The sequence below is a fragment of the Yoonia vestfoldensis DSM 16212 genome, from assembly GCF_000382265.1.
Taxonomy (GTDB): domain Bacteria; phylum Pseudomonadota; class Alphaproteobacteria; order Rhodobacterales; family Rhodobacteraceae; genus Yoonia; species Yoonia vestfoldensis.
On record NZ_KB907975.1, the window covers coordinates 58,337 to 80,347 of the forward strand.

At 62.6% G+C, this 22,011-nt stretch carries 21 protein-coding genes; 7 read left to right on the forward strand and 14 right to left on the reverse strand.

Going from position 1 to position 22,011, the window contains the following annotated elements:
- Positions 1 to 80: 80 nt before the first annotated feature.
- The 4 genes from H147_RS0103580 to H147_RS0103600 form a co-directional block, all read right to left on the reverse strand.
- Positions 81 to 1,097, reverse strand: coding sequence for a zinc-binding alcohol dehydrogenase family protein (locus H147_RS0103580; RefSeq protein WP_019953973.1), 1,017 nt, complete (start codon positions 1,095 to 1,097; stop codon positions 81 to 83).
- Positions 1,098 to 1,112: 15 nt separating this feature from the next.
- Complete coding sequence (locus H147_RS0103585) at positions 1,113 to 2,294, reverse strand: CaiB/BaiF CoA transferase family protein (RefSeq protein WP_019953974.1); 1,182 nt, start codon at positions 2,292 to 2,294, stop codon at positions 1,113 to 1,115.
- Between the two features lie 533 nt (positions 2,295 to 2,827).
- Positions 2,828 to 3,949 (reverse strand): Gfo/Idh/MocA family protein, encoded by a 1,122-nt coding sequence (locus H147_RS0103595; protein WP_019953976.1) that lies wholly within the window; start codon positions 3,947 to 3,949, stop codon positions 2,828 to 2,830.
- Positions 3,950 to 3,960: 11 nt separating this feature from the next.
- Positions 3,961 to 4,668 (reverse strand): GntR family transcriptional regulator, encoded by a 708-nt coding sequence (locus H147_RS0103600; protein ID WP_019953977.1) that lies wholly within the window; start codon positions 4,666 to 4,668, stop codon positions 3,961 to 3,963.
- 103 nt (positions 4,669 to 4,771) lie between these two features.
- Here H147_RS0103600 and H147_RS0103605 point away from each other — a divergent pair, with 103 nt between their 5' ends.
- The 7 genes from H147_RS0103605 to H147_RS0103635 all read left to right on the forward strand — a co-directional run bounded on the left by H147_RS0103605 (position 4,772) and on the right by H147_RS0103635 (position 10,995).
- Entirely contained in the window at positions 4,772 to 5,929 is a 1,158-nt protein-coding gene (locus H147_RS0103605; RefSeq protein ID WP_019953978.1) for an LLM class flavin-dependent oxidoreductase, read from the forward strand.
- A complete protein-coding gene (locus tag H147_RS0103610) occupies positions 5,929 to 6,819 on the forward strand; it encodes an aldo/keto reductase (protein WP_019953979.1) in 891 nt (296 codons plus the stop codon). The genes H147_RS0103605 and H147_RS0103610 overlap by 1 nt, the downstream gene beginning before the upstream one ends.
- Entirely contained in the window at positions 6,819 to 7,328 is a 510-nt protein-coding gene (locus H147_RS0103615; protein WP_019953980.1) for a flavin reductase family protein, read from the forward strand. Before H147_RS0103610 ends, H147_RS0103615 begins: the two co-directional genes overlap by 1 nt.
- 76 nt (positions 7,329 to 7,404) lie before the next feature.
- Positions 7,405 to 8,001: a TRAP transporter small permease gene (locus H147_RS0103620; RefSeq protein ID WP_026352221.1), complete on the forward strand. Its 597-nt coding sequence runs from the start codon at positions 7,405 to 7,407 to the stop codon at positions 7,999 to 8,001.
- Positions 8,001 to 9,569: a TRAP transporter large permease gene (locus H147_RS0103625; protein WP_019953982.1), complete on the forward strand. Its 1,569-nt coding sequence runs from the start codon at positions 8,001 to 8,003 to the stop codon at positions 9,567 to 9,569. Before H147_RS0103620 ends, H147_RS0103625 begins: the two co-directional genes overlap by 1 nt.
- Before the next feature lie 26 nt (positions 9,570 to 9,595).
- Positions 9,596 to 10,651, forward strand: coding sequence for a TRAP transporter substrate-binding protein (locus H147_RS0103630; RefSeq protein ID WP_019953983.1), 1,056 nt, complete (start codon positions 9,596 to 9,598; stop codon positions 10,649 to 10,651).
- A gap of 158 nt (positions 10,652 to 10,809) precedes the next feature.
- Positions 10,810 to 10,995 (forward strand): hypothetical protein, encoded by a 186-nt coding sequence (locus tag H147_RS0103635; RefSeq protein WP_019953984.1) that lies wholly within the window; start codon positions 10,810 to 10,812, stop codon positions 10,993 to 10,995.
- Positions 10,996 to 11,019: 24 nt separating this feature from the next.
- Here H147_RS0103635 and H147_RS0103640 read toward each other — a convergent pair whose 3' ends face one another.
- The 10 genes from H147_RS0103640 to H147_RS0103685 all read right to left on the reverse strand — a co-directional run bounded on the left by H147_RS0103640 (position 11,020) and on the right by H147_RS0103685 (position 21,925).
- The gene (locus H147_RS0103640) at positions 11,020 to 12,732 is read right to left on the reverse strand and encodes a SulP family inorganic anion transporter (RefSeq protein WP_019953985.1); all 1,713 of its coding nucleotides are present in this window, start codon (positions 12,730 to 12,732) and stop codon (positions 11,020 to 11,022) included.
- 59 nt (positions 12,733 to 12,791) lie between these two features.
- Positions 12,792 to 13,004: a YgaP family membrane protein gene (locus H147_RS0103645; RefSeq protein WP_026352222.1), complete on the reverse strand. Its 213-nt coding sequence runs from the start codon at positions 13,002 to 13,004 to the stop codon at positions 12,792 to 12,794.
- Between the two features lie 80 nt (positions 13,005 to 13,084).
- Positions 13,085 to 13,750, reverse strand: coding sequence for a Crp/Fnr family transcriptional regulator (locus H147_RS0103650; RefSeq protein ID WP_019953987.1), 666 nt, complete (start codon positions 13,748 to 13,750; stop codon positions 13,085 to 13,087).
- Entirely contained in the window at positions 13,743 to 14,939 is a 1,197-nt protein-coding gene (locus H147_RS0103655; RefSeq protein ID WP_019953988.1) for a glycerate kinase type-2 family protein, read from the reverse strand. Before H147_RS0103655 ends, H147_RS0103650 begins: the two co-directional genes overlap by 8 nt.
- Entirely contained in the window at positions 14,932 to 16,170 is a 1,239-nt protein-coding gene (locus H147_RS0103660) for a phosphatidylglycerol lysyltransferase domain-containing protein (protein WP_245541096.1), read from the reverse strand. The genes H147_RS0103655 and H147_RS0103660 overlap by 8 nt, the downstream gene beginning before the upstream one ends.
- A complete protein-coding gene (locus tag H147_RS0103665) occupies positions 16,137 to 17,084 on the reverse strand; it encodes a hypothetical protein (RefSeq protein WP_019953990.1) in 948 nt (315 codons plus the stop codon). Before H147_RS0103665 ends, H147_RS0103660 begins: the two co-directional genes overlap by 34 nt.
- A gap of 62 nt (positions 17,085 to 17,146) precedes the next feature.
- Positions 17,147 to 18,448: a xylose isomerase gene (gene xylA, locus H147_RS0103670; protein ID WP_019953991.1), complete on the reverse strand. Its 1,302-nt coding sequence runs from the start codon at positions 18,446 to 18,448 to the stop codon at positions 17,147 to 17,149.
- On the reverse strand, positions 18,445 to 19,884 hold the full coding sequence (gene xylB / locus H147_RS0103675) for a xylulokinase (protein WP_019953992.1): 1,440 nt from the start codon (positions 19,882 to 19,884) through the stop codon (positions 18,445 to 18,447). The genes xylA and xylB overlap by 4 nt, the downstream gene beginning before the upstream one ends.
- Positions 19,884 to 20,633 (reverse strand): ATP-binding cassette domain-containing protein, encoded by a 750-nt coding sequence (locus H147_RS0103680; protein ID WP_019953993.1) that lies wholly within the window; start codon positions 20,631 to 20,633, stop codon positions 19,884 to 19,886. Before H147_RS0103680 ends, xylB begins: the two co-directional genes overlap by 1 nt.
- Positions 20,630 to 21,925, reverse strand: a complete 1,296-nt coding sequence (locus H147_RS0103685) for a sugar ABC transporter permease (RefSeq protein WP_019953994.1) — start codon at positions 21,923 to 21,925, stop codon at positions 20,630 to 20,632. The genes H147_RS0103680 and H147_RS0103685 overlap by 4 nt, the downstream gene beginning before the upstream one ends.
- Between the last annotated feature and the right edge of the window lie 86 nt (positions 21,926 to 22,011).

Genomic DNA, 22,011 nt, shown 5'->3' on the forward strand with positions numbered 1-22,011 from the left:
CGCATATGCGCCTGACAAGCATTTTGCGTCAGGGCGATATACACAACCTTGTGGCGTGGTGTTCCTGAAACACCCCAACCTCAGAAATGTTCCAGAACGATCTTGCCCTTGGCGGTGCCCGCCTCGATCAGGGCATGGGCCTTGCGCAGGGTATCGGCGTTGATCGGGGTCAGCACGGTATCCAGCGTCGTGCGCAAGCGGCCTGCGTCGATTTCACCCGCGACATAAGTCAGCAGGTGGTGCTGCGCGATCATGTCTGGGGTCTGGAACATCGCACGGGCGAACATGAATTCCCAATGCAGGCTCGCGGCCTTGGTTTTCATCCCCGCCATCGGCATCGGCACATCGGTGTTGTCGATGGACACGATCCCGCCTTGCGGGCGGATCAGTTCCACCGCCGCATCCCAATGGCGCATATCGTTGAAAACGGCGATATGATCGACGAATTGCAGCCCCAGCGCGCGCACCTGTGCGACCATGTCTTGCCGGTGGTCGATCACGTGGTCGGCCCCGAGGTCGGTCACCCAAGCGATGGTTTCAGCCCGCGACGCGGTCGCGATCACGACCAGCCCTGCTGCCTTGGCAAGCTGGATGCCGATGGACCCGACGCCGCCCCCTGCCCCGATGATCAGGATGGTCTGGCCCGCGTTCGCCCCGTCGCGGTCGATGCCCAGCCGGTCGAAAAAACTTTCGTAAGCCGTGATCGTCGTCAGCGGCAAGGCTGCGGCCTGCGCAAAGCCCAAGGTCGCGGGTTTGCGCCCGACGATGCGTTCATCGACCAGCTGGAATTCCGCGTTCGAGCCTGACCGCGTGATGTCGCCGGAATAATAGACTTCGTCACCCACGGCGAAAAGTTCCGCGTCCGGCCCCACGGCCTCGACCACGCCGGCGGCGTCGTAGCCCAGCACGCGCGGAGGGTTCTCGACCACATCAGCCGCTTTGGATTTGCGCACCTTGGTATCGACCGGATTGACCGACACCGCCTTGACCGCGACCAGAATGTCGCGCCCCGTGGGCACAGGCTTGGGCAGATCGACATCGACAAAACAGGCAGGGTCGGTCACCGGCAGGTAACGGGTCAGGGCGACAGCTTTCATGGGTTTATCCTTTGGTCAGTCATCAAGGGTCAGTCGGGCGAGTATCTCTTCGCTGTCCTGACCGCAATGCGGCGGCGGCAGGCGGTAGCTGACAGGCGTGCGCGACAGTTTCAGCGGATTGCCCAAGAGCCGCACCTGCCCTTTTTGCACATCGTCGCGCGGCATTGCCACGACCATGTCACGCGCTTGCGCTTGATCGGACCCCAGCGCCAGATCAATCGTGTTCACAGGCCCCACAGGCACCTTGCGCGCCTCGAGCCCGGTAATCACCTCGGCCAGCGGGCGCGTGGTGAGCCTTGGGCCGATCACCGCCAGCAAGGCATCGCGGTTTTGCGTCCGCGCAAGGTTGGTCGCGAAACGCGCATCCTGCACGATCTCGGTGCATCCAAGATAGTCGCAGAACCGTGCGAACTGGCTGTCGTTGCCCACCGCGATGATCGCATGGCCGTCCGCCACTTCGAAAACGTGATAGGGGACGATATTGGGGTGTCCGTTGCCGCGCCGCTGCGGCAGATCGCCCGATTCAAGGTAATTGGTGCCTTCGTTGATCAGCCATGCCAACTGGCTGTCCACCAGCGCGATGTCGATATGCTGGCCTTCGCCGGTGCGTTCCCTGTGGCGCAGGGCGGCCAGAATGCCGACGGTCGCATACATGCCGCACATCACATCGGCGATGCCGACGCCCACCTTCATCGGCGCGCCATCGGGTTCGCCCGTCAGGCTCATGATGCCACCGAACCCTTGGGCCATCAAATCATAGCCCGGCTTGTCGCGGTTGGGGCCGGTCTGCCCGAACCCCGAGATCGAACAATAGATCAGCCCCGGCTGCCGCGTCAGCAGATCATCCGGCCCCAGCCCGTATTTCGCCAGACCACCGGGCTTGAAGTTTTCGACCACGATATCGGCATGCCGGGCCAGCGCGCGGACCTGCTGCTGGCCAAGCTTTGTGCTGATGTCGATGGCGACGGATTTCTTGTTGCGGTTGGCGGCCATGAAATAGGCCGACAAATCCGTGGGCTGGCCGGCCGTGTCACAGACATTGGGCGGCCCCCAGCCGCGCGTGTCGTCGCCGCCGGTCGCGGGGTTTTCGACTTTGATGATCTCCGCGCCCAGATCGCCCAGCAACTGCGTGCAGGTCGGCCCCGCCAGAATGCGGGTCAGGTCCAGCACGGTGATCCCGTCGAGTGCGCCCGTCATGCTGTGTTCCTCCCCCTTGGTCTTGGCTGCGCGACTGTCTCGGGATGGTGCAGCTTCGTCAAGGGCTGGCGGTACGGTCCCCCGCCAGTCCCGATTCCATCTTTCAACCCATGCTTGTGATGCGCTGCCTGCGTGAAAAGCAGCAACGCAGAAGGCGCGACGGTGGTCTGACCCTGCAGATGGTGACCACGACCAGTGAGTCACCCGTCAAGGCGGCGTCCGGCTATCGTGTCACTCAACGCGCTTTTACCCTTGAAAAGCGTTAACAGCCGCGGCCTGAGCGACCGAAAAATCACTGGCCGTGCAAAGTGACACCACGTCACTTCGGCCAAACCTGTCCTTTAGGTAAGGCTTGGCCAGATACCCGCGGAAAATGTATTGACCAACCGAAATGTATCGGACTAAAGCACAACTCAGCCGCGTGTATGTAGTGAATGTTTTACCAAGTTTTGCGGGTTGCGAGCGCCGGTTCGGCGGATGCGATATTGCTGGCAGGATCAACGTCCTGCCAGCAAGTATCGGCACGATAACAGCTAAAGTCCCACCACTTTTGCAGGCGCGTTGTCTGGAGACATCAGGCTGACCGCCTGCCCTGTGCGCGCGCTTTCTTGTGCGGCGATCCCGATCGCGACCGCCTTGGCACCGTCCTGCACCGTCACCTCGACCATGCCTTCACCGCGCACAACCGCGTTGAACCGCTGGTGCTGGTAGAAGGTCGACCCATTGTGATCGCCCGCTTCCAGCAAGGTCGGATCGACCGGAATTTCGGACACGAACGGCCCCTTGGGGTCACGCGGGCTGATGATCAGCTGCGGCACAGGCGGTTCACCCAGTGCGAGCGGCCAGAACCGGCCCGGACCGGGGACCAGCGCCTCGATCTTGCCGCGCGGTCCCACAGCGCTGATTTCTTCCTGATAGCGCGACCCTTCGGCGAACATGCACAGTTCCAGCATCGCACGCGACCCATGCGCGAAATCGACGATCACATAGGCATTGTCCCAGATATCGGGCGCCTGCCCGTCATAGCGTTCATCCTTGTGGTTCACCGCCTGTCCCGCGCTGGCCATCACGCGGATCGGTTCGTCCTGCAGGATCAGGCGCATCAGATCGAAGAAATGGCAGCATTTCTCGACCAAGGTTCCGCCCGTCTTGGCGTTGAACCGGTTCCAGTCGCCGACCTTGGGCAAAAACGGAAAGCGGTGTTCGCGGATCGTCAGCATCTTGACGCCACCCGTGGCCGCCTCGGCCTGCGCGATCAGGGCGGCGACCGGGGGCATATAGCGGTATTCCATCGCGACCCAGACAGGGTGCGGGTAGCCCGCAAACAGGTCTTCGACCAGCACCGCCTCGGACGGGTTGGTAAACAGCGGCTTTTCGCACAGGATCGGCAGGGGCCGCATCGCCACGATCTGCTGCAATTGCGGGACATGCAGGTAATTCGGGCTGACGATCACAACGGCATCCAGATCGGGATAGGCCAGCAGCGCATCGAGGCTGTCCGCGACCTGCGCGCCACCCGCGAGCACCGCCCCCGCCTGTGCAAGTTCGGGCACCGGATCATAGACCACAGACACCCGCCCATGAGGCAACAGGTTGATATTCATGATATGTTCGCGGGCCATCATACCGCAGCCGACCAGCCCGTAGTTCACCATTTGCACGTCGTTCACCCTTTTCCCATGCGCGAGATATATTGCGCCCTGTCCGCATCGAACCAGGTGCGCGAAAATTCGACAGGCACGCGGCCTGCCAGATATGAATTGCGTTCGATATAGCCAGCCATCGCGCCCGCCCGCAGATGGAACGGCGCGGGCGTCCAGTCGGGCAAAGGTGCGACCCCGATCCGGTCCTCAGCGGCGGCAATCACCAGCCCGAGACGGTCGCGGTAGAACAGATACAGCGAATCGAGCAGATCGTCCGGCCCGATCGCAGGCGCATAGGCTCCGTCGAGCCAGATTTCCTCCAGCCCGACCAGAACCCCGCCCAGCCAGCGCAACCGCCTGATCCGGTGCCCCATCGCATCGGCCCCGAAGGGCTGTGCATCCGCAGGCTTGGGCAACAGATCGACCGACAGCACCCGCGCTGTGGGCAGACCGCCCCCGCGCTTCAGTTCCAGCCGGAAAAACGCATAGACGGAATCGACCGCCTCCAGCCTGCGGACGTAGTTGCCCGACCCTTGCACACGCTGGAGCAGCCCCTTCGCCTCGACATCGGCCAGCGCCTTGCGCAGCGTGCCGACGGCGACGCCCAAAGTCTCTGCCATCTCGCGTTCGGGGGGCAGGCGCGCGCCATCAGCCAGATGCCCGGCCGCGATTTCACGGATCAGCATTTCGCTGACCTGCACGAATTTCGGCAAGGCTGAGGTGGTCGCCATGGCCCTGCCCCTCCCCGGCGCGCCATCGAATTGATACACTATTGTTGCACATATCCGCCCGTGCTACGCAAGTGCAATCAGCAAGTCCTTGGGAGGGGAATCAATGACCGTCGTGCCCGTCACCAGCGCCGATCTGAATGCGGCAGAGGTGTCCTGGTTTTCCGCCCTGTGTTCGGATGACTACCAGTTTCTGGGCGTGCCGGATGGCGATCTGCGATCCTCGTGGGAGCATTGCCGCGACATTGCCCTGACCGCCGAGGCACAGGGGTTCCGCAACATTCTTGCACCGTCATCCTATCAGGTGGGTCAGGATACCCTGTCTTTCGTCGCGGGCATGGCGCCCTTGACGGAAAAGATCAATTTTCTCGCCGCCATCCGCTGTGGCGAAGTCCAGCCCATCATGCTGGCGCGCACCATCGCGACGCTGGATCACATGCTCAAAGGGCGGCTGACGCTGAACGTCATCAGCTCCGATTTCCCCGGCGAAGTGGCCGACAGCAAATACCGCTACAGACGCAGCCACGAGGTCGTGGAAATCCTGCGCAAATGCTGGACGCAGGACGAGGTCAGCCACGACGGCGAGATCTACCAGATCAGCAAGCTGACCACCGACCCTGCCCGCCCCTACCAGCAGAACGGCGGTCCCTTGCTGTATTTTGGCGGCTATTCGCCCGATGCCTTGGAACTTTGCGGGGCACAATGCGATGTCTACCTGATGTGGCCCGAAACAACGGATGTTCTGGAACAGCGGATGAAGGATGTCCACGCAAGGGCCGCCGCCCATGGCCGCACGCTGGATTACGGCCTGCGCGTGCATATGATCGTGCGCGACACCGAAGCCGAGGCGAAAGATTATGCCGACTACATCGCCAGCAAACTTGACGACGAATACGGCAAGCTGATCCGCGACCGCGCGCATGACAGCATCAGCCTTGGCGTCGCGCACCAGTCGCGCGCGCGCGAATTGGCGGATCAGTTCGGCTATACCGAACCGGGGCTTTGGACGGGGATCGGCCGTGCGCGGTCGGGCTGTGGTGCGGCCCTTGTCGGGTCCACCGACCAGATCATGACCAAGATCGAAGCCTATCAAAAGATGGGCATCCGTGCTTTCATCTTTTCGGGCTATCCGCATATCGCAGAGGCCGAACATTTCGGATCGCGCGTCATGCCGCATCTGAAAACCTGCTCGCTGCCGCATGCCTACGGGCGCGTGCCGACCGCAACACCAGCCACGCCCTTGGGCACAGGACCACGCCGCTAATGCAACGTATCACCATCTCCGACGACCTTTCCTTCAGCCGCATCGTCTATGGCATGTGGCGGCTGGGCGATGACGCCGACACCAGCCCCAAACATGTGCAGGCCAAGATCGAGGCTTGCCTTGCCCAAGGCATCACCACGATGGATCAGGCCGATATCTATGGCGGCTACATGGCCGAGGAAATACTGGGCGATGCCCTGCGGGCGGCCCCCGCACTCAAGGACCAGATCGAGATCGTGACCAAATGCGATATCGTCGTGTCCGCCGGGCGCTATGCGGGTGCCAGCGTCAAGCATTACGATACCTCGGCTGCGCATATCAATGTTTCGGTCGACCATTCGCTGCGGCTGATGGGGCTTGACCGGATCGACACGCTGCTGATCCACCGGCCCGACCCGCTGATGGACCATCACGAGACAGGCGCGGCGCTGGATGCCTTGGTCGCCGCAGGCAAAGTGCGCAGCGTCGGCGTGTCGAACTTCAAACTGCATGACTGGACCCTGCTGCAATCGGCGATGCAGACGCCGCTGATCACCAACCAGATCGAATTGTCGCTGGCCGCGCATCAGGGTTTCACCAACGGCGATGTCGCCTATCTGCAGGAACGCGACGTGCCGATCATGGCCTGGTCGCCTTTGGGCGGCGGCGCGCTGATGACAGGCAAAGGCGCGATGCAGGATGCCCTGGCGGCGGTTGCTGCGGAACAGGGTGTGGACATGGGCGCCGTTGCCGTCGCATGGTTACTGGCACATCCCGCGCGGATCATGCCGGTCATGGGCACCAATACGATCGCCCGGATCAAGACGCTTTCTGACGCATTGAAAGTCACGATGGACCGTGAGACCTGGTTCAAACTCTATACCGCAGCCCTTGGCCAGGAAGTTCCGTAATGCTCCAGACATTCGACCCGCAAACCGACAGCGCCAGTTTCCGTGCAGCCCTCGGGGTGTTCACGACCGGCGTGACCGTCATCACCACCGACAGCCCGGACGGCCCCATCGGGATCGTCGCCAACAGCTTTGCCAGCGTCTCGCTCGACCCGCCGCTGGTGCTGTGGTCGCCGGCCAAATCGTCCAAGCGGTTTGCCTATTTCGCGGGCGCGCGGCGCTTTGCGATCCATGTGATGGCCGCCGACCAGCGCGACATCTGCGCGGCCATCCTGGAATCGAAAACCGCCGTGCGATCGGTGCCTACCCATCTGTCGCATTGCGGCATGCCGATCATCGAAGGCGCGCTTGCCACTTTCGAATGCAATCTCGAGACCAGCCATGACGCGGGCGATCATGTCATCATCATCGGCCGTGTGACCAAGGCGCATTACACAGACGGCCACCCGCTGACCTTCCATGGCGGCCAGTACGGCACATTCGCACCACATCATCCACCATCTTCAGAATAAAAATATCCCGGGGGAATTGCCCCGCAGGGGCAAGGGGGCAGAGCCCCGAAAGCGCAACAAAACAGGGGAGGAGCCGATGTCGGTCCTGTTTGGTATCTTGTGGCCGCTGGAGCGGTTCAACACAGCCGTGCTTGCCATCGGCAAGCTGATCGCGGTGGCAGCGCTTGCCGTGATGGTGGCCTTGATCCTCGGACAGGTGTTTTTCCGCTACGTGCTCGACGATGCGCCGAACTGGACCGAAGAAGGCGCGCGGTTCGGGATGCTCTGGATGACCGGGCTGATGGCGCCGCTGGCCTACCGGATGGGCGGGTTCGTGGCCATCGACATGCTGGAACGCGCACTGCCCCGCCTGCTCGCCGGGCTGTTGTCGCTGCTGCTGCTCGCCATCTCGCTCTGGGTGCTGGTGGTCGCCTGGGAACGCGGGCTGAACAACCATGTCCTGACACTGTCGGGGCGCGGCTGTTCGTCCTCGCTGGAATGGCCCTTCGGGATCGAGATCGGGCGCTGCGGCGCGCGGTTCCAGAACAATTACCAATATGCCTCGCTCTGGGTCGGGGTCAGCCTGCTGATCGCGGTGAATATCGAACTGATCCTGCGGCAGGTCATCACCCTGCTGGGGCAAGGTGACCGTCTGACGCAATTCCGGCAAGAAGAAATGGCGGGGGCTGAATAATGCTGATTCTGTTCCTGCCGCTGTTCCTGCTCCTGATCATGATCGGCCTGCCGGTGGTCTTTGCGCTGATGGCCTCGCCCTTTGCGATGATCATGGCCGAAGGCGACACACGCAACGTCGTCGCAGGTCTTTACCGCAACCTTTACAACGGGATGGACAGTTTCCCGCTGATGGCGCTGCCCTTCTTCATGCTGGCAGGCGAGATCATGAACCGTGGCGGCATCACGCTGCGGCTGGTGGAATTCGCACAAGCCTTCATGGGCCATCTGCGCGGCGGCCTTGCGCATGTGAACATCCTGTCCTCGATGCTGTTCGCGGGCCTGTCGGGGTCGGCCGTCGCCGATACATCCGCAATCGGGTCCACGATGATCCCTGCGATGGAAAAGAACGGCTATACCCGCCGTTTCGCCGCCGCGATCACGGCAGCCAGTTCGGTCATCGGGCCGATCATCCCGCCCTCGGGCATCATGATCATCTATGCCTATGTGATGGGCGAAAGTGTCGCCTCGCTGTTTCTGGCAGGCATCGTGCCGGGGATACTCGTGGGTGTCGGGCTGATGGTCATGGTCCGACTGATGGCCGACCGCTATGACCTGCCCAAAGCGGAACGGATCGTCAGCAAGGACCAGACGATCACGCCCGGTGAATACTGGGTGAGCTTCGTGCTGCTGCGGATCAACCTCGCGGGGCTATTGATCGCGCTCTACACGCTGATCGCGCGGCCTGTGGGGCTCGCAAGCCTCGATGAGGCGGGCGACACTATACATGCCCTGAACCTCTGGGTCGTGTTTGCGGCGCTTATTGTCGCAGCGCATTTCGTCCTGGTGGGCTATCGCAAGCGGGTGTCGTCCGATTTCCGCATCGTATGCAAAAAGGCCGTGGCCCCCCTGCAGACGCCGATCATCATTCTGGGCGGCATCCTTGTGGGCGTCTTCACCCCGACCGAAGCCTCGGCCGTGGCGGTCGCCTATGCGTTGATCGTGTCGTTCTTCGTGCTGCGGTCGATGAAACTGCGCGACCTGACAGGCGTGCTGACGCGTTCGGCCATCGCCACCTCTGCCGTGCTGCTGCTGGTCGGGGCCGCCGTCGCGTTCAAAACTGTCGTGGCCTTGTCATATGCGCCGCAGATACTTTCGGATTATATCCTGTCGCTGTCCGAAAACCCGCTGATCCTGCTGTTCCTGATCAATATCCTGTTGTTCATCGTCGGCATGTTTCTGGATGCAGGTCCGGCGATCATCATTCTGGGGCCGATCCTTGGACCAATCTTCGTCGACATGGGCGTGCATCCCGTGCATTTCGCCATCATCATGAGCGTGAACCTGACCGTGGGGTTGGCCACACCACCGATGGGGCTTGTGCTGTTTGTCGCCTCAACCGTATCGGGCGAACGGGTCGAAACCATCGCCAAGGCGATCCTGCCGTTTCTGGCGGTGGAGATCCTCGTGATTTTCCTGATCACCTATATCCCCGCCATTTCGATGACGGTGCCATACCTTGCAGGCTTTCTGGGCTGTGCCCCGGATGTCGGCTTTTCCGCCTGTATCAGCCCCGCGCCGATACAGTAATCCACAGCATCCACAGGGAGGATACCATGCTGAAAAAACTGACCCAACTGGCCATGACCGCCGCCGTGCTTGTCACGCCGATGGCCTTGGCCGCACAGGATTTCACGATCCGCGCGACGGCCAATTCCAACACTGAAGACGAAGACTATGACGGGCTGGTCGTATTCAAGGATTACGTCGAGGCTGCATCGAACGGGCGCATCGCGGTGGAATTGTTCATCGGCACCCAGCTTTGCGCCACCGGCGAGGAATGCCTTGAAGGTGTCTCCGAAGGCTCGATCGACGTCTATATCTCGACCTCTGGCGGGGCTGCGGGGATTTTCCCTTACGTGCAGGTGCTTGACCTGCCCTATCTGATGAGCAGCGACCGCGTGGCCGAGGCCGTGCTGCAGGGCGATTTCGTGCGCATCATGCGCGACCGCGCGCTGGAAGACAGCGGCAACACGATCCGCCTGATGACCATCGGCAACACCGGCGGCTGGCGCAACTTTGCCAATACCGAACGCCGCGTGCAGACCCCCGCCGATCTGGAAGGGCTGAAGCTGCGCACCGTCGTGGCCGACCTGCCGATCCAACTGGTCGAGGCGATGGGCGCATCCGCGACCCCGATCCAGTGGCCCGAATTGTTCACCTCGCTGCAGACCGGCGTTGTCGAAGGCACGGCGAACGGCATCACCGACATCATGAACATGAAGTTCCCCGATGCCGGCCTGCAATATCTGACGCTGGACGGCCATTCCTACATGGGGGCGCTGTGGTGGATGAACAACGACGCTTTCCTTGCGATGCCAGAGGATCTGCGCCGCGTCGTGGTTGACGGCTTTGCAGCCCTGCAACAGGCGACCTTCGCCTCGCCCAAGCGCAAATCCATCGCCGCCTATGAGGCGTTTCTAGCCGGTGGCGGCAACCTCTATGTGCCGACGCCGGAAGAAAAGGCCATGTTCGCCGAAGCCGCCCAGCCGGTCTACGAATGGTTCGCCGCCAATGTCCAAGGCGGGCCAGAAATGCTGACCGCCCTGCAAGAGGCGGTGGCCGAGGTCGAGGCCGATCTGGCATCGGGATACGAGAGCGATTTGAACTGATCGCGCTTCACGAATGGTATGAAAATGGCCATCCCCAGCGGGTGGCCATTTTTGCATCAGTCAGGACGGCTGTGACTGCGCAAAATTATACACGGCACGGTTGCTTCGCTTTGGTGTTCAAGAGTATGCTGACAAAACTGAATCTCAGGAGCCAACGAATGTTCAGAGCCAAGATACTGCCGACCTTGGGTGCGTTGATCGCGCTATTCGTTGTGATCGGCATTTTTCCACGACAGGTGCTGGATTCGTTGGGTGCATCCGACGCTGTCAAAGGAATCGTGGTCATCGTGGTTGCGATCGGCGTCGCATGGGTTGTCGAGCGACTTCTCAAGCCAAAAACCTGAACTGGGGAGCGGGTGAACCCCGCCCTACGCCAGCACCCCCTGCACCGCGTCATATTGCGACAGGAACACCTTGCCGGTCAGCTGGTGCAGGAAATGCTGTTCGGCCAGACGGTCCATCACGGGGCCTTTCACCTCTGACAGGTGCAGTTTCACATCCATCTCGCGCAGCCTTTCATTGATCGCCTCAAGCGATTCCAGCGCGCTGAAGTCGATCTCGTTGATGGCCGAACATTGCAGGATCACGTGCCGCACGTCCTTGTCCCCCGCGACACGGGCTTGAATCCGGTCCTCCAGATAGCGGGCATTCGCGAAATAGAGGCTTTCATCCACCCGCAGGGTCACGATGCTGGGATGCGTGATGACCTTGTGGCGCAGGATATTGCGGAAATGTTCGGTGCCGGGCACCTGCCCCACCTCGGCGATATGTGGCTTGGACGAGCGGTAAAGATGCAGCAGCACCGACAGCAGGACACCTGCGGAAATCCCCGCCTCGACGCCAAGGCCCAGCGTCAGCAGGATCGTGGTCGCGACGGCGGCGAAATCGGCGCGGTCATAGGCCCAGCTGCGTTTGAGGATCGAAAAATCCACAAGGCTGAGCACGGCGACGATGATCGTCGCGGCAAGGGTCGCGATCGGCAGGAAATAGATCAGCGGCGTCAGCGCGACAGCGGCAATCGCCAGCCCTACCGCGGTGAACGCCCCCGCAGCAGGCGTTGCGGCCCCTGCGTCAAAGTTCACGACAGACCGCGAAAAGCCCCCCGTCACCGGAAAACCGCCCGTCAGCGATGCGCCGATATTGGCGGCCCCCAGCCCGATCAGTTCCTGATCCGGGTCGATGCGCTGGCGTTTCTTGGCGGCGAGCGTTTGCGCCACAGAGATCGATTCCACAAAGCCGATGATCGAGATCAGAAAGGCCGGCAGCAGCAATTGTCCCAAAAGCGCAGGCGAGAAAGAGGGTAGCGTGAAAGGCGGCAGGCTCTGCGGCACAGCCCCCACGATGCGCACGCCGCGTGCGTCCAGCCCCCAGTACCAGACCGCCGCAGTGGTCGCGACGACCACTGCAATCGGCCCCAGTTTGACCAGAAACCCTGTCAGCCCGGCGCCGAGGCCCAGCTTGGTCAAAAGAGGCTTCAGCCCCTTGCGCACCCAGAACAGGAACCCCGTCGCCAGCACACCGATCAGCGCGGTGATCCAGTTGATCCCACCCAGATTACTGCCCAGCGACACGACGAGTTCGGCAAGGTTATGCCCGTCGGCACTGATCCCCAGAATATGTTTCAGCTGGCTGGCCGCGATGATGATGCCCGATGCGGTGATGAACCCCGCGATCACCGGATGCGACAGGAAATTCGCGACGAACCCCAGCCGGAACAACCCCATGGCAAGCAGAATGATCCCCGACAGCCCCGCCAGCGACAAGGCGGCCACGGCATAGCCCATCGTCCCCTGTTCGACGATATTGCTCAGCGCTGCCGCCGTCATCAGCGACACAACCGCAACCGGACCCACGGCAAGGCTGCGGCTGGTCCCGAACACCGCATAAAGCATGATCGGCACGATCGAGGCATAAAGCCCCGCCTCGGCCGGAAGCCCCGCCAGCAGCGCATAGGCCAAAGATTGCGGGATCAGCATGATCGTGACAATAAAAGCGGCGGTCAGGTCGTTGCCAAGGTCGGAACGGGTATAATCCCGCCCCCATGACAGGATGGGCAGGTAGCGGGTCAAACGGGTATTCATGAACTTCTGGCCAGTTATGCCGCTTGCAAGGCCTGCAAGCGGACGGTTTCAACGCAAGGTCACGCCTTGCTGGTGTGCACACCCAGAACGGAATAGATCGGGCAGGACCGCGTCGCCGCCACGCCCAGCATCACCACGCCTAGCACAACCGAGATAACGGTGGCGAGCGTGCTGTTGAACAGCGCAAAGCCGCTGACGAACGGCAGCGCCAGCAGAACCAATCCCACGATTCCACGGATTATCCGGTCGATAGTGCCAACATTTACAGTCATGTCTCATGCTCCTTCATAAAGCTGAGTCCTGTCTAACCCCATCGCGACGAACCTGACGGTGACAATGTCACCAAGGTGCCTCAGCCATGGTGTTTGGCCAGTTGTTCCAGCCCGGTCCGGTCGCTGATCATCACCGCCCCGCGCGCCTGTGCGATCCAGCCGCGCCGCTGGAATTCCTGCAACTGCCGCGACACGACCTCGCGCGCTGTGCCAAGTTCGATGGCCAGTTTCTGATGTGTCGTCGCGATGTGGTCATCGCCATGCGACAGTTTCAAGAGCTTGTCGGCCAGTCGCACATCGATCCGCTGGAACGCGACCTCGTCGATCATCAAAAACAGGTCGGTGATCCGCTTGGAAAAGGCGGCAAAGACAAAGCTGCGGAATGACTTGGATTGCGCCACCAGATCGTCGAACACATCACGCGGGATCGCGGCGGCCTGGACGTCGGTTTCCGCGACCCCTTCGGCGGAATAATCGTCATAGGCCAGAAGGCAGGCGGTGGTCAGCACGCAGCTTTCGCCCGCCGTGATCCGGTAAAGCACGATCTCGTGCCCGGACTCGGACACCTGTTGCACACGCACGACCCCATCGAGCAGGAACAGCATGTTTTCCGGCGATTTGCCGGGGCCGAAGATCACGCTGCCTGCGGGTGCCGCGATGATGGCGCTGCGCGCCAACAGCAGGTCGCGCACGGGCGGTTCCATGCTGGCCAGTCCGGTAAAGCGGTCAAGCCAGGTGTCAGTCATGCGACCCGCCCCGGATCAGCACGCCCAGATCGGCGACATTCGTGCCGGTGGCCCCTGTCATCAGCAGGCCACCCGCCTGCGCAAGCGCCGCATGGCTGTCATTGTTGGCAAGCAGCCCTGCCACGTCGTCGATCCGGGCCAGCGTGTCCTGATCGACGATCCCACCCGCAGCCTCCGTTGGCCCGTCGCGTCCGTCGCTGCCGCCTTGCAGGCAGGTCCAAGCCACCCAACCGCGCCGCGCCGCCTCGATCGCGATGCGCAACGCCAGTTCCTGATTGCGCCCGCCGCGGCCTTTGCCTTTGAGCACCACGGTCGTCTCGCCCCCCCAAAGCGTGATGCCGGGGCGCGCCTGATCGCAGATCAGTTGCGCGGCATCCGCCACGTCGCCTGTGACAGGTTCGGGGATGACAAAGGCCGCACCCGCCGCCTTCGCCATGGCGGCGACACTTTGCGCGTTCGATCCGATCAGGATGTTAAGCGCCGCAGGCAGGTCCGGCACGGGACGGGCCTGCCCCAGATGGTCGCGGACGGCAGGCGGCACGCGGTCCCAAAGGCCCGCGCTTTGCAACAGCGTCACCGCCTGCGCCGCAGTGCCAATGGGGCGCGCTGTCGGCCCGCTGGCAATCGCGCTCAGATCATTGCCCACCACATCGGACAGGATCAGCGCCGTGACAGGATGCGGGGCCGCATGCCGCAGCATGCCCCCGCCCTTGAGGTCGGACAGTTGCTGACGGATCAGGTTCATGTCGCGGATATCAAGGCCCGATCCCAGCAACAGCGTGTTGACCGCGATCTTGTCGGCCAGCGTCAGCGCGCCCGCAGGGGCAGGCAACAGCGCCGACCCGCCGCCCGAAATCAGCGCCAGCACCGGGCCTTTGGCTGCCTGCAAGGCCGCGATCACGGCCTTTGCGGCCTCTGCGCCATTGTCATCCGGCACCGGATGCCCTGCGGCAAGCACCTGCGCACCGTCAAGCGGCTGGGCATTTTCGTAATTGGTCACTACGATGGTCGGGACACCCGCAAACCGCCCCAAGGCCGCCTGCGCCATCCCCCGCGCGGCCTTGCCCACGGCGATGGTGAGCGCGGGCGTCGCAATGTCGTCCAGATGCCGCGTCACCGCTGCCACGGGATCGGCGGCCATCACCCCCGCCGCGAAAATCCGCCGTGCCAGATCGCGCCTGTCATCCATCTCTCACCTCTTCGTTCCGCGCCAGCAGTGCCGCCATCCGCTGCACGACCTCCAATTCCAGTTCCGCCGCGGGCGATTGCCCCAAGGACGGCATCGAAAGCGCAATCAACACCCTCGGGCGCGGCATGGCAAGGATGACATGGGTCGCGGCATAGCGTTCGAACAGCCACGCGATGTGATCGTCGGCCACCGGGCCAAGCGCGGGCGGATCGTTGCGCCGCAAAACGGGCGCTGCCGCAAAGATCCTGTCCAGCACATCAGCCTGCAGACCGGATAGGCTCGCTTCGTTCACCACGACAGCGCCTTCGACCAGCGGATGGCTTTGCAGATCGCGCAGGAATGCCATCGGATCGTCGGTTTTCGCGGTGGCGAGATACCGCAAAAGCCCCAGGCTCTGGTCCTCTTGCCGCAAGGCGCGGGCATCATTCAGGATCGCCACGACGAACAGCGTCGTCATGATCGCGGCAATGCACATCAGCGCGCCATCGCGCCCCAGTTCGCCCAGCACGGCGATCAGCCCGCCCACGATGACAGCAGCGGCGACCATCACGCCCAGATGGGTCAGCGTGCCCGCATGCCCCTGCGACGATCGCCCAAGCCCAATAGCCAGCCAGCACAGGATCAGCACGCCGAGGGCCGAAAACTGGATCGGCAGCCCGATGTAAAGCAGCAGGAAATCCCCTGCCGCCAGCGGGATGAACAGCAAAAGCGACAGGCCCAGCCGCACGACCATCGCGTTTTCGGATCGCGACAGCTGCGCAGTGTCGCGGGTCACGACCAGCCAGCCGGACAACACAAAGCCCAGCGTCTGGAACGCCAAGAGCGCGAACAGCCGCGCGGGGTCGATCGCGTCCGAATACCACAGCGACGATGCGCCAAACGCCGCCGCCCCGCCCCCGATCACCAGCTTGATCGCGGGAGGCGCATGGCGGCGCAACAGACCTTCGGTCAGGATCAGCACCCCCAGCGGGATCAGCGCAGCACCCAGCAGGACCAGCACACGGAACGCCTCGATCCCGGTCAGGGCAACAAGGATGCGGCCCACGAACAACAACATCGTCACGCGGATGCCGAACAGGAACCGTCGGTTGATCGGGTCCCAGTGGTCGCGGCGCACCAGAACGCCTTGCAACACCGCAAGCCCCAGAACGGCGGCCGCCGACAGGAACAGCTGCATCAGGACGGTCGAGGCCGCGATCACGGGGCACGCCACGGGCGGAGCGTCGCCCAAGCCTTCGTGCTGTCGGACCAATGCACCAACGGCAGGATCACACGGCGCAGGCCTACGATGAACCCCGTGACCAGCAGACCGAAAACCGCCGATTTGGGCACTTCACGCGACAGGTAGGTCCGCATCGCGGCAAGGTCCATCCGCCCCAGTTGCAGCACGTCATCGCCACGGTCGTAATCCAGCATGGCGGCGCAAAAGGCGTTGTAGCTGTCGTCGCGGTGCTTGGGGGCGGCGTCCCATGTCTTTTTGAGATCGTCCGACCCGCCGGTATAGGCGTTCTCGATCACAAAGCGGTCCTCGTCGAACGATGCCTCGGGGCCGACGCCGAAAACGTGCCGCTGCCTGTCCATGATCTGACGCGCGAGCAGCAGATGGTTCAGCGTGCGCCTGCCCGCCTGCGGTCCGGGCCAGACATCGGAAAACATGCCGGATACCATGCCGACAACGGCAGGCACCTGCGTGACGTTGGATATCCAGACAGGCCGGAACTGGCGGCGGAAGAACACCAGAAAACAGGTCAGCCCATAAAGGACCCACGACAGGTTCTTCGACCGTTCGTCAGGGTCGACCATGACAAGGCCCAGATGCAGCACCTCGGTCAGGTGCGGGCCTGTGTCGAGCTGCATGATGGCCAGCGCGTTGAAGGCAATCGGCGTGCCATCCGCGCGGCAGACCAGCGTGATGATGACATCGCCCATGCGGGCCTTGTCGCCAGAAAACACGCCGTAAGTCAGCCCGCCCGCAGGCAGGGTGCGGGCGGCGATGCTGCGCAACTGGGCGGACAGATCGGCCAGCGCCGCATCCTCCATCCACCGCCCCGGCCGTTCTACGATTCGCACCACATGGCCCGCACCGCTGCGCAGGGACACATCCATGAAGCTGCGCCCAAGCGCCTTGAAAATCGTGCGGATCATGCTGTTACGCCTGCAAGGGTGCCGCTGACACTAGCAGCACCCGAGCAAGGCGCACAAGGCAGTTACAGGTAGCGGTTGACCAGATTTTCCAGTCGTTCCTGACGGCCAGACCGTGGTTCGGGGTTGATCCCTTCGGACTGGACCTTGGCGGTAATGGCATCAAGATCGCTGTTGAGCAGCGCGCGGCCTGCGTCGGTATCCCAACCGGCATAACGGGCGTTGCGTGCCTCTTCCAGCTTGCCATCCTCCAGCATCGCGGCGGCGGCGTTCAGGCCAGCGGCACAGGCATCCATGCCACCCACATGCGCAAGGATCAGATCCTCGGCATCAAGGCTCTGGCGGCGCAGTTTGGCGTCGAAATTGGTGCCGCCCGTGGTGAACCCGCCTGCGCGCAGCACCTCGTAATAGGCCAGCGCCATTTCGGGCACGTTGTTGGGGAACTGGTCGGTGTCCCAGCCGGACTGGTAATCGTTGCGGTTCATGTCGATGGACCCGAAAATCCCCAATTCGCGCGCCATCGCCAGCTCATGTTCGAACGAATGACCCGCCAGAATGGCGTGACCCTGTTCGATGTTCATCTTGACCTCACCTTCAAGGCCAAACTCTTTCAAGAACCCGTAGACGGTGGCGACATCATAGTCATACTGGTGCTTGGTCGGTTCCTGCGGCTTGGGTTCGATCAGGATCGCGCCCTTGAAGCCCATCTTGTGCTTGTAATCGACGACCATCTGCAACATCCGCCCCGCCTGCGCGCGTTCGCGGCCCATGTCGGTGTTGAGCAGGGTTTCATAGCCTTCGCGCCCGCCCCAGAGGACATAGTTTTCGCCGCCCAGTTTCATGGTCGCATCCATGCAGGTCTTGATCGTGGCTGCCGAGAAGGCAAAGACATCCGGGTCAGGGTTCGTCGCCGCCCCCGCCATGAACCGGCGGTGCGAGAACAGGTTGGCGGTGCCCCAAAGCAGTTTGACGCCGGTCGCTTCCATCTTGGCCGCGAAGTAATCGACGATTTCTTCCAGATTGCGGGTGTTTTCTGCAAAGCTGTTTCCTTCGGGGCGCACATCGGCGTCGTGGAAACAGAAATAGGGCACGTTCAGGATCTGGAACATCTCGAAGGCGGCATCGGCCTTCATCTTGGCCGCATCCATGCTGTCGTCGAACCACGGGCGGTCAAAGGTCTGCCCGCCGAACGGGTCACCGCCCGGCCAGGCGAAGGAATGCCAATAGGCGGCGGCGAAACGCAGGTGATCCTTCAGCGTCTTGCCCATGACCACTTCGTCGGGGTTGTAATGGCGGAAAGCGAAGTCGTTGTCGCTGTCCGGCCCCTCGTAGGTGATGGCGGGAATGCCTTTGAAGAAATCGGTCATGATAGTCCTTTCAGAGCGGTATAGCTCGCGCGATAGCGCGCATGGGCCTCGGCGAAGGCCGCGGTCAGTTTTGTGTCCGGGTCGATGGTGCGGGCGATCTCGGGGGCTGTTGCAATCTCGGCCCCTGCCCCGGTCGCGGCCATCAGGCCAAGCCGGGCGGCACCAAAAGCCCCGCCGAAATCACCCGCGACAGGCAGTTCGATGGCCATGTCCAGCGATGTGGCAATTGCCTGCACCCAGTAATCGGACCGCGACCCACCGCCCACGGCGATCAGGCGGTTGATTTTCGTACCGGTGCTGGTCAGCGCATCGTGGCAATCGCGGATCGCGTGGGTCACGCCTTCCAGCACGGCCCGGGTCATGGCGGCGGTATCGGTCGCGTGATCCAGATGCAGGAAGGCACCACGGATGGTCGCGTCGTTATGCGGGGTCCGTTCGCCGCCCAGATAAGGCAGGAACAGCGGCTTGCCGGGGGCTTGCAACGCGCCCAGACTGCCGGTCAGCGTGGCGGCGGGTTTGTCCGCGACACGCGCAAACCAGTTCAGCGCATCGGCGGCGGCAAGGATCACGCCCATCTGGTGCCATGTATCGGGCAAGGCGTGGCAGAACGTATGCACGGCACTCGCGGCGTCAGGATTGTAGGCGTCGCTTGCGGCGAAGAGCACACCGGACGTGCCAAGCGAGACGAACGCATCGCCCGCCTTGACCACACCCACACCCACGGCACTGGCGGCATTGTCGCCACCGCCGCCCGCGACCACGACGCCAAGCTTCAGGCCCCAGCGGGTGGCCAGCGCATCGCGGACCTGCCCCGACACTTCGGACCCTTCCACCAGACGCGGCATCTGCGCGCGGCTGAGGTTGGTCGCGGCCAGCAGGTCATCGGACCAGTCGCGTTTGGCGACATCGAGCCAGCTAGTGCCCGCGGCATCCGACATTTCCGCCACAGCCTCGCCCGTCAGCCACAGGCGCAGGTAATCCTTGGGTAACAGCACGCGGGCGACACGCGCAAAGATCGCGGGTTCATACTTAGCCACCCAGGCAAGTTTCGGCGCGGTGAAGCCCGGAAACACGATATTGCCCGTCAGCGCGCGGAACCTTGGGTCCGCGTCCAGTGCAGCAGCCTCCACCGCAGAGCGGGTGTCGTTCCACAGGATGCAGGGCCGCAATACTTCGTCGTTGTCATCCAGCAAGGTCGCGCCGTGCATCTGGCCGGACAGACCAATCGCCCTGACCCCCGCCAGCGGCACCCGCGCGCCAAGGTCGCGCATCACCGCGTCTGTCGCGTCAAGCCATGTGGCAGGCGCCTGTTCGGACCAGCCGCTTTCGGGGCGCACAGCCTCCAGCGGGGCGGATGCCTCTGCCAGAATGGCCTGATCATCGTCGATCAGGATGCCTTTCAGGCCCGATGTCCCCAGATCAAGCCCGATATACATCAGGCCGCCTGTTTGGGGTTCTTGCCCAGAATGATCATCGACAGGATGTCGTCCTCGGTCACATCCTCGACCCGTTCGGTGCCGACGACCTGCCCGTTCTTCATCACGGACACTCGGTCGCACAATTCCATCATCTCGCGCGTGTCGTGGCTGATCAGGAAGATACCAAGGCCCTGGGCTTTCAGTTCCTTGATCAGATCGGCGACCATCTTGGTCTCATGCACGCCCAATGCGGCGGTCGGTTCATCCATGATCAAGATCTTGGCCTTGAAATAGACCGCCCGCGCAATGGCGACCGACTGGCGTTGGCCGCCCGACAGGGCCGACACGGGTTCTTTCAGCTTTTTGAAGTTCGGGTTGAGCCGCGCCATGATCTTGCGGGTCTCTGCCTCTTGCCGCCCGTCATCGACGAAACCGAAAGGGGTCGTCAACTCGCGCCCCAGAAACAGGTTCGAGGCGGCATCGAGGTTATCAGCCAGCGCCAGCGTCTGGTAGATCGTTTCGATATTGTGGTCGCGGCTGTCGCGCGGCGACTGGATATTGGCCTTTTTGCCATCGATCCAGATCTCGCCGCTGTCGGCCTTGTAGGCCCCCGACAGGATCTTGATCAGCGTCGATTTGCCCGCCCCGTTGTGGCCCAGAAGGCCCACGACTTCACCGGGGTAAAGGTCGATGCTGACGTGATCCACCGCCTTGACCCCGCCAAACGAGATCGAGACATCTTTCATCTGCACAAGGGGTGTCATCATTTCGCTCCTGAAAGTTTGCGGTACTGGATGTCGATCCAGACGGCGAGGACCAGCACAAGACCGACGACGATGTTCTGATACGGCGCATCGACTCCGACCATTGCCATGCCCGATTGCAGCGACTGCATGATCAGCGCGCCGATGATCGCGCCGTAGATCGTGCCGATCCCGCCAGCGAGTGCGGTGCCGCCGATGACGGCCGCCGCGATGACGCGCAACTCGTCCAGCGTGCCGATATCGTTGGTGTGATACCCCAGACGGGCCGAGGCCACGATACCGCCCAGCGCGCAGAGCATGCCGACCATGGCGAAAATCTTGACCGTCAGAAGCTTGGTATTGATGCCCGACAGTTCCGCCGCATCAGGGTTGCCGCCCGTGGCAAAGATATAGCGGCCCAGACGTGTGCGCTGTGCGATCACAGTCATGACAACAGCGACGGCAATCAGCAGCAGGACCGAATAGGGAATGCCATAGCCGGCGGTGCAGCCTTCGGCAGCGGCACAGCCCCAGCGTTCGAATTCGCGTTCGATCACGCGCTCTGGCACCTCGTAGGCATTCAGCACGGCAACGAACCCCAGGATTGCGGCGACAACAGCACCGATCACCACCATTTCGGCCCACATCGGTTTCACAGGAAAGCCGTGGCCCATCTTGGTGCGGCGTGCCAGCAGCAGGCCAGCGGCGGCCGCGGCGGCGGCAAGCAGGCCGACAACCCAGCTCCAGAAAATGCCCAGCGTGCCATTGATCCCGCCGAACAGCATGTAGGTCTGGTCCAGCGGCCCGATGGTCTGCCCGTCAGTCAGATACCAGGCGACGTTGCGCCAGATCAGCAGACCGCCCAGCGTGACGATAAAGGCGGGGATCAACTGATAGCCGACCAGATACCCTTGAAACGCACCGATCAGCGCACCGGTCAGAATGCCCGCGACAATCGTGATCCAGGGGATCATGGGATGGCCGATTTCCAGCCCGAAGACCTGCGGCAATATCTGTGTCTGGGTGATCGCCATGACGGCGGTCGTCGTCGCCAGCAGCGCGCCGACCGACAGATCGATATGGCGGGTGACGATGACGAAGACCATGCCGGTCGCCATGATCGCCACCGACACGGTCTGGATCGACAGGTTGAAAATGTTGCGCGGTGTCAGGAACCGCAGGTCCGACCAGATGTGGAACACGACCCAGATCAGGGCCAGCGCCCCGATCATGCCAAGCAGGCGGGTATCCACCTCGAGCGTTTTGAGCAGAGACCGGCGCGCAGCGGGCGCTTTGGTCGCGGTTTGATCAGACATAACTTTGCTCCATCGCAGCCAAATGCGCACGGTCAGCGGCCAACGGTTTGCATGAAAAGGAAAAATGCGGCCCCTGCATCAACGGC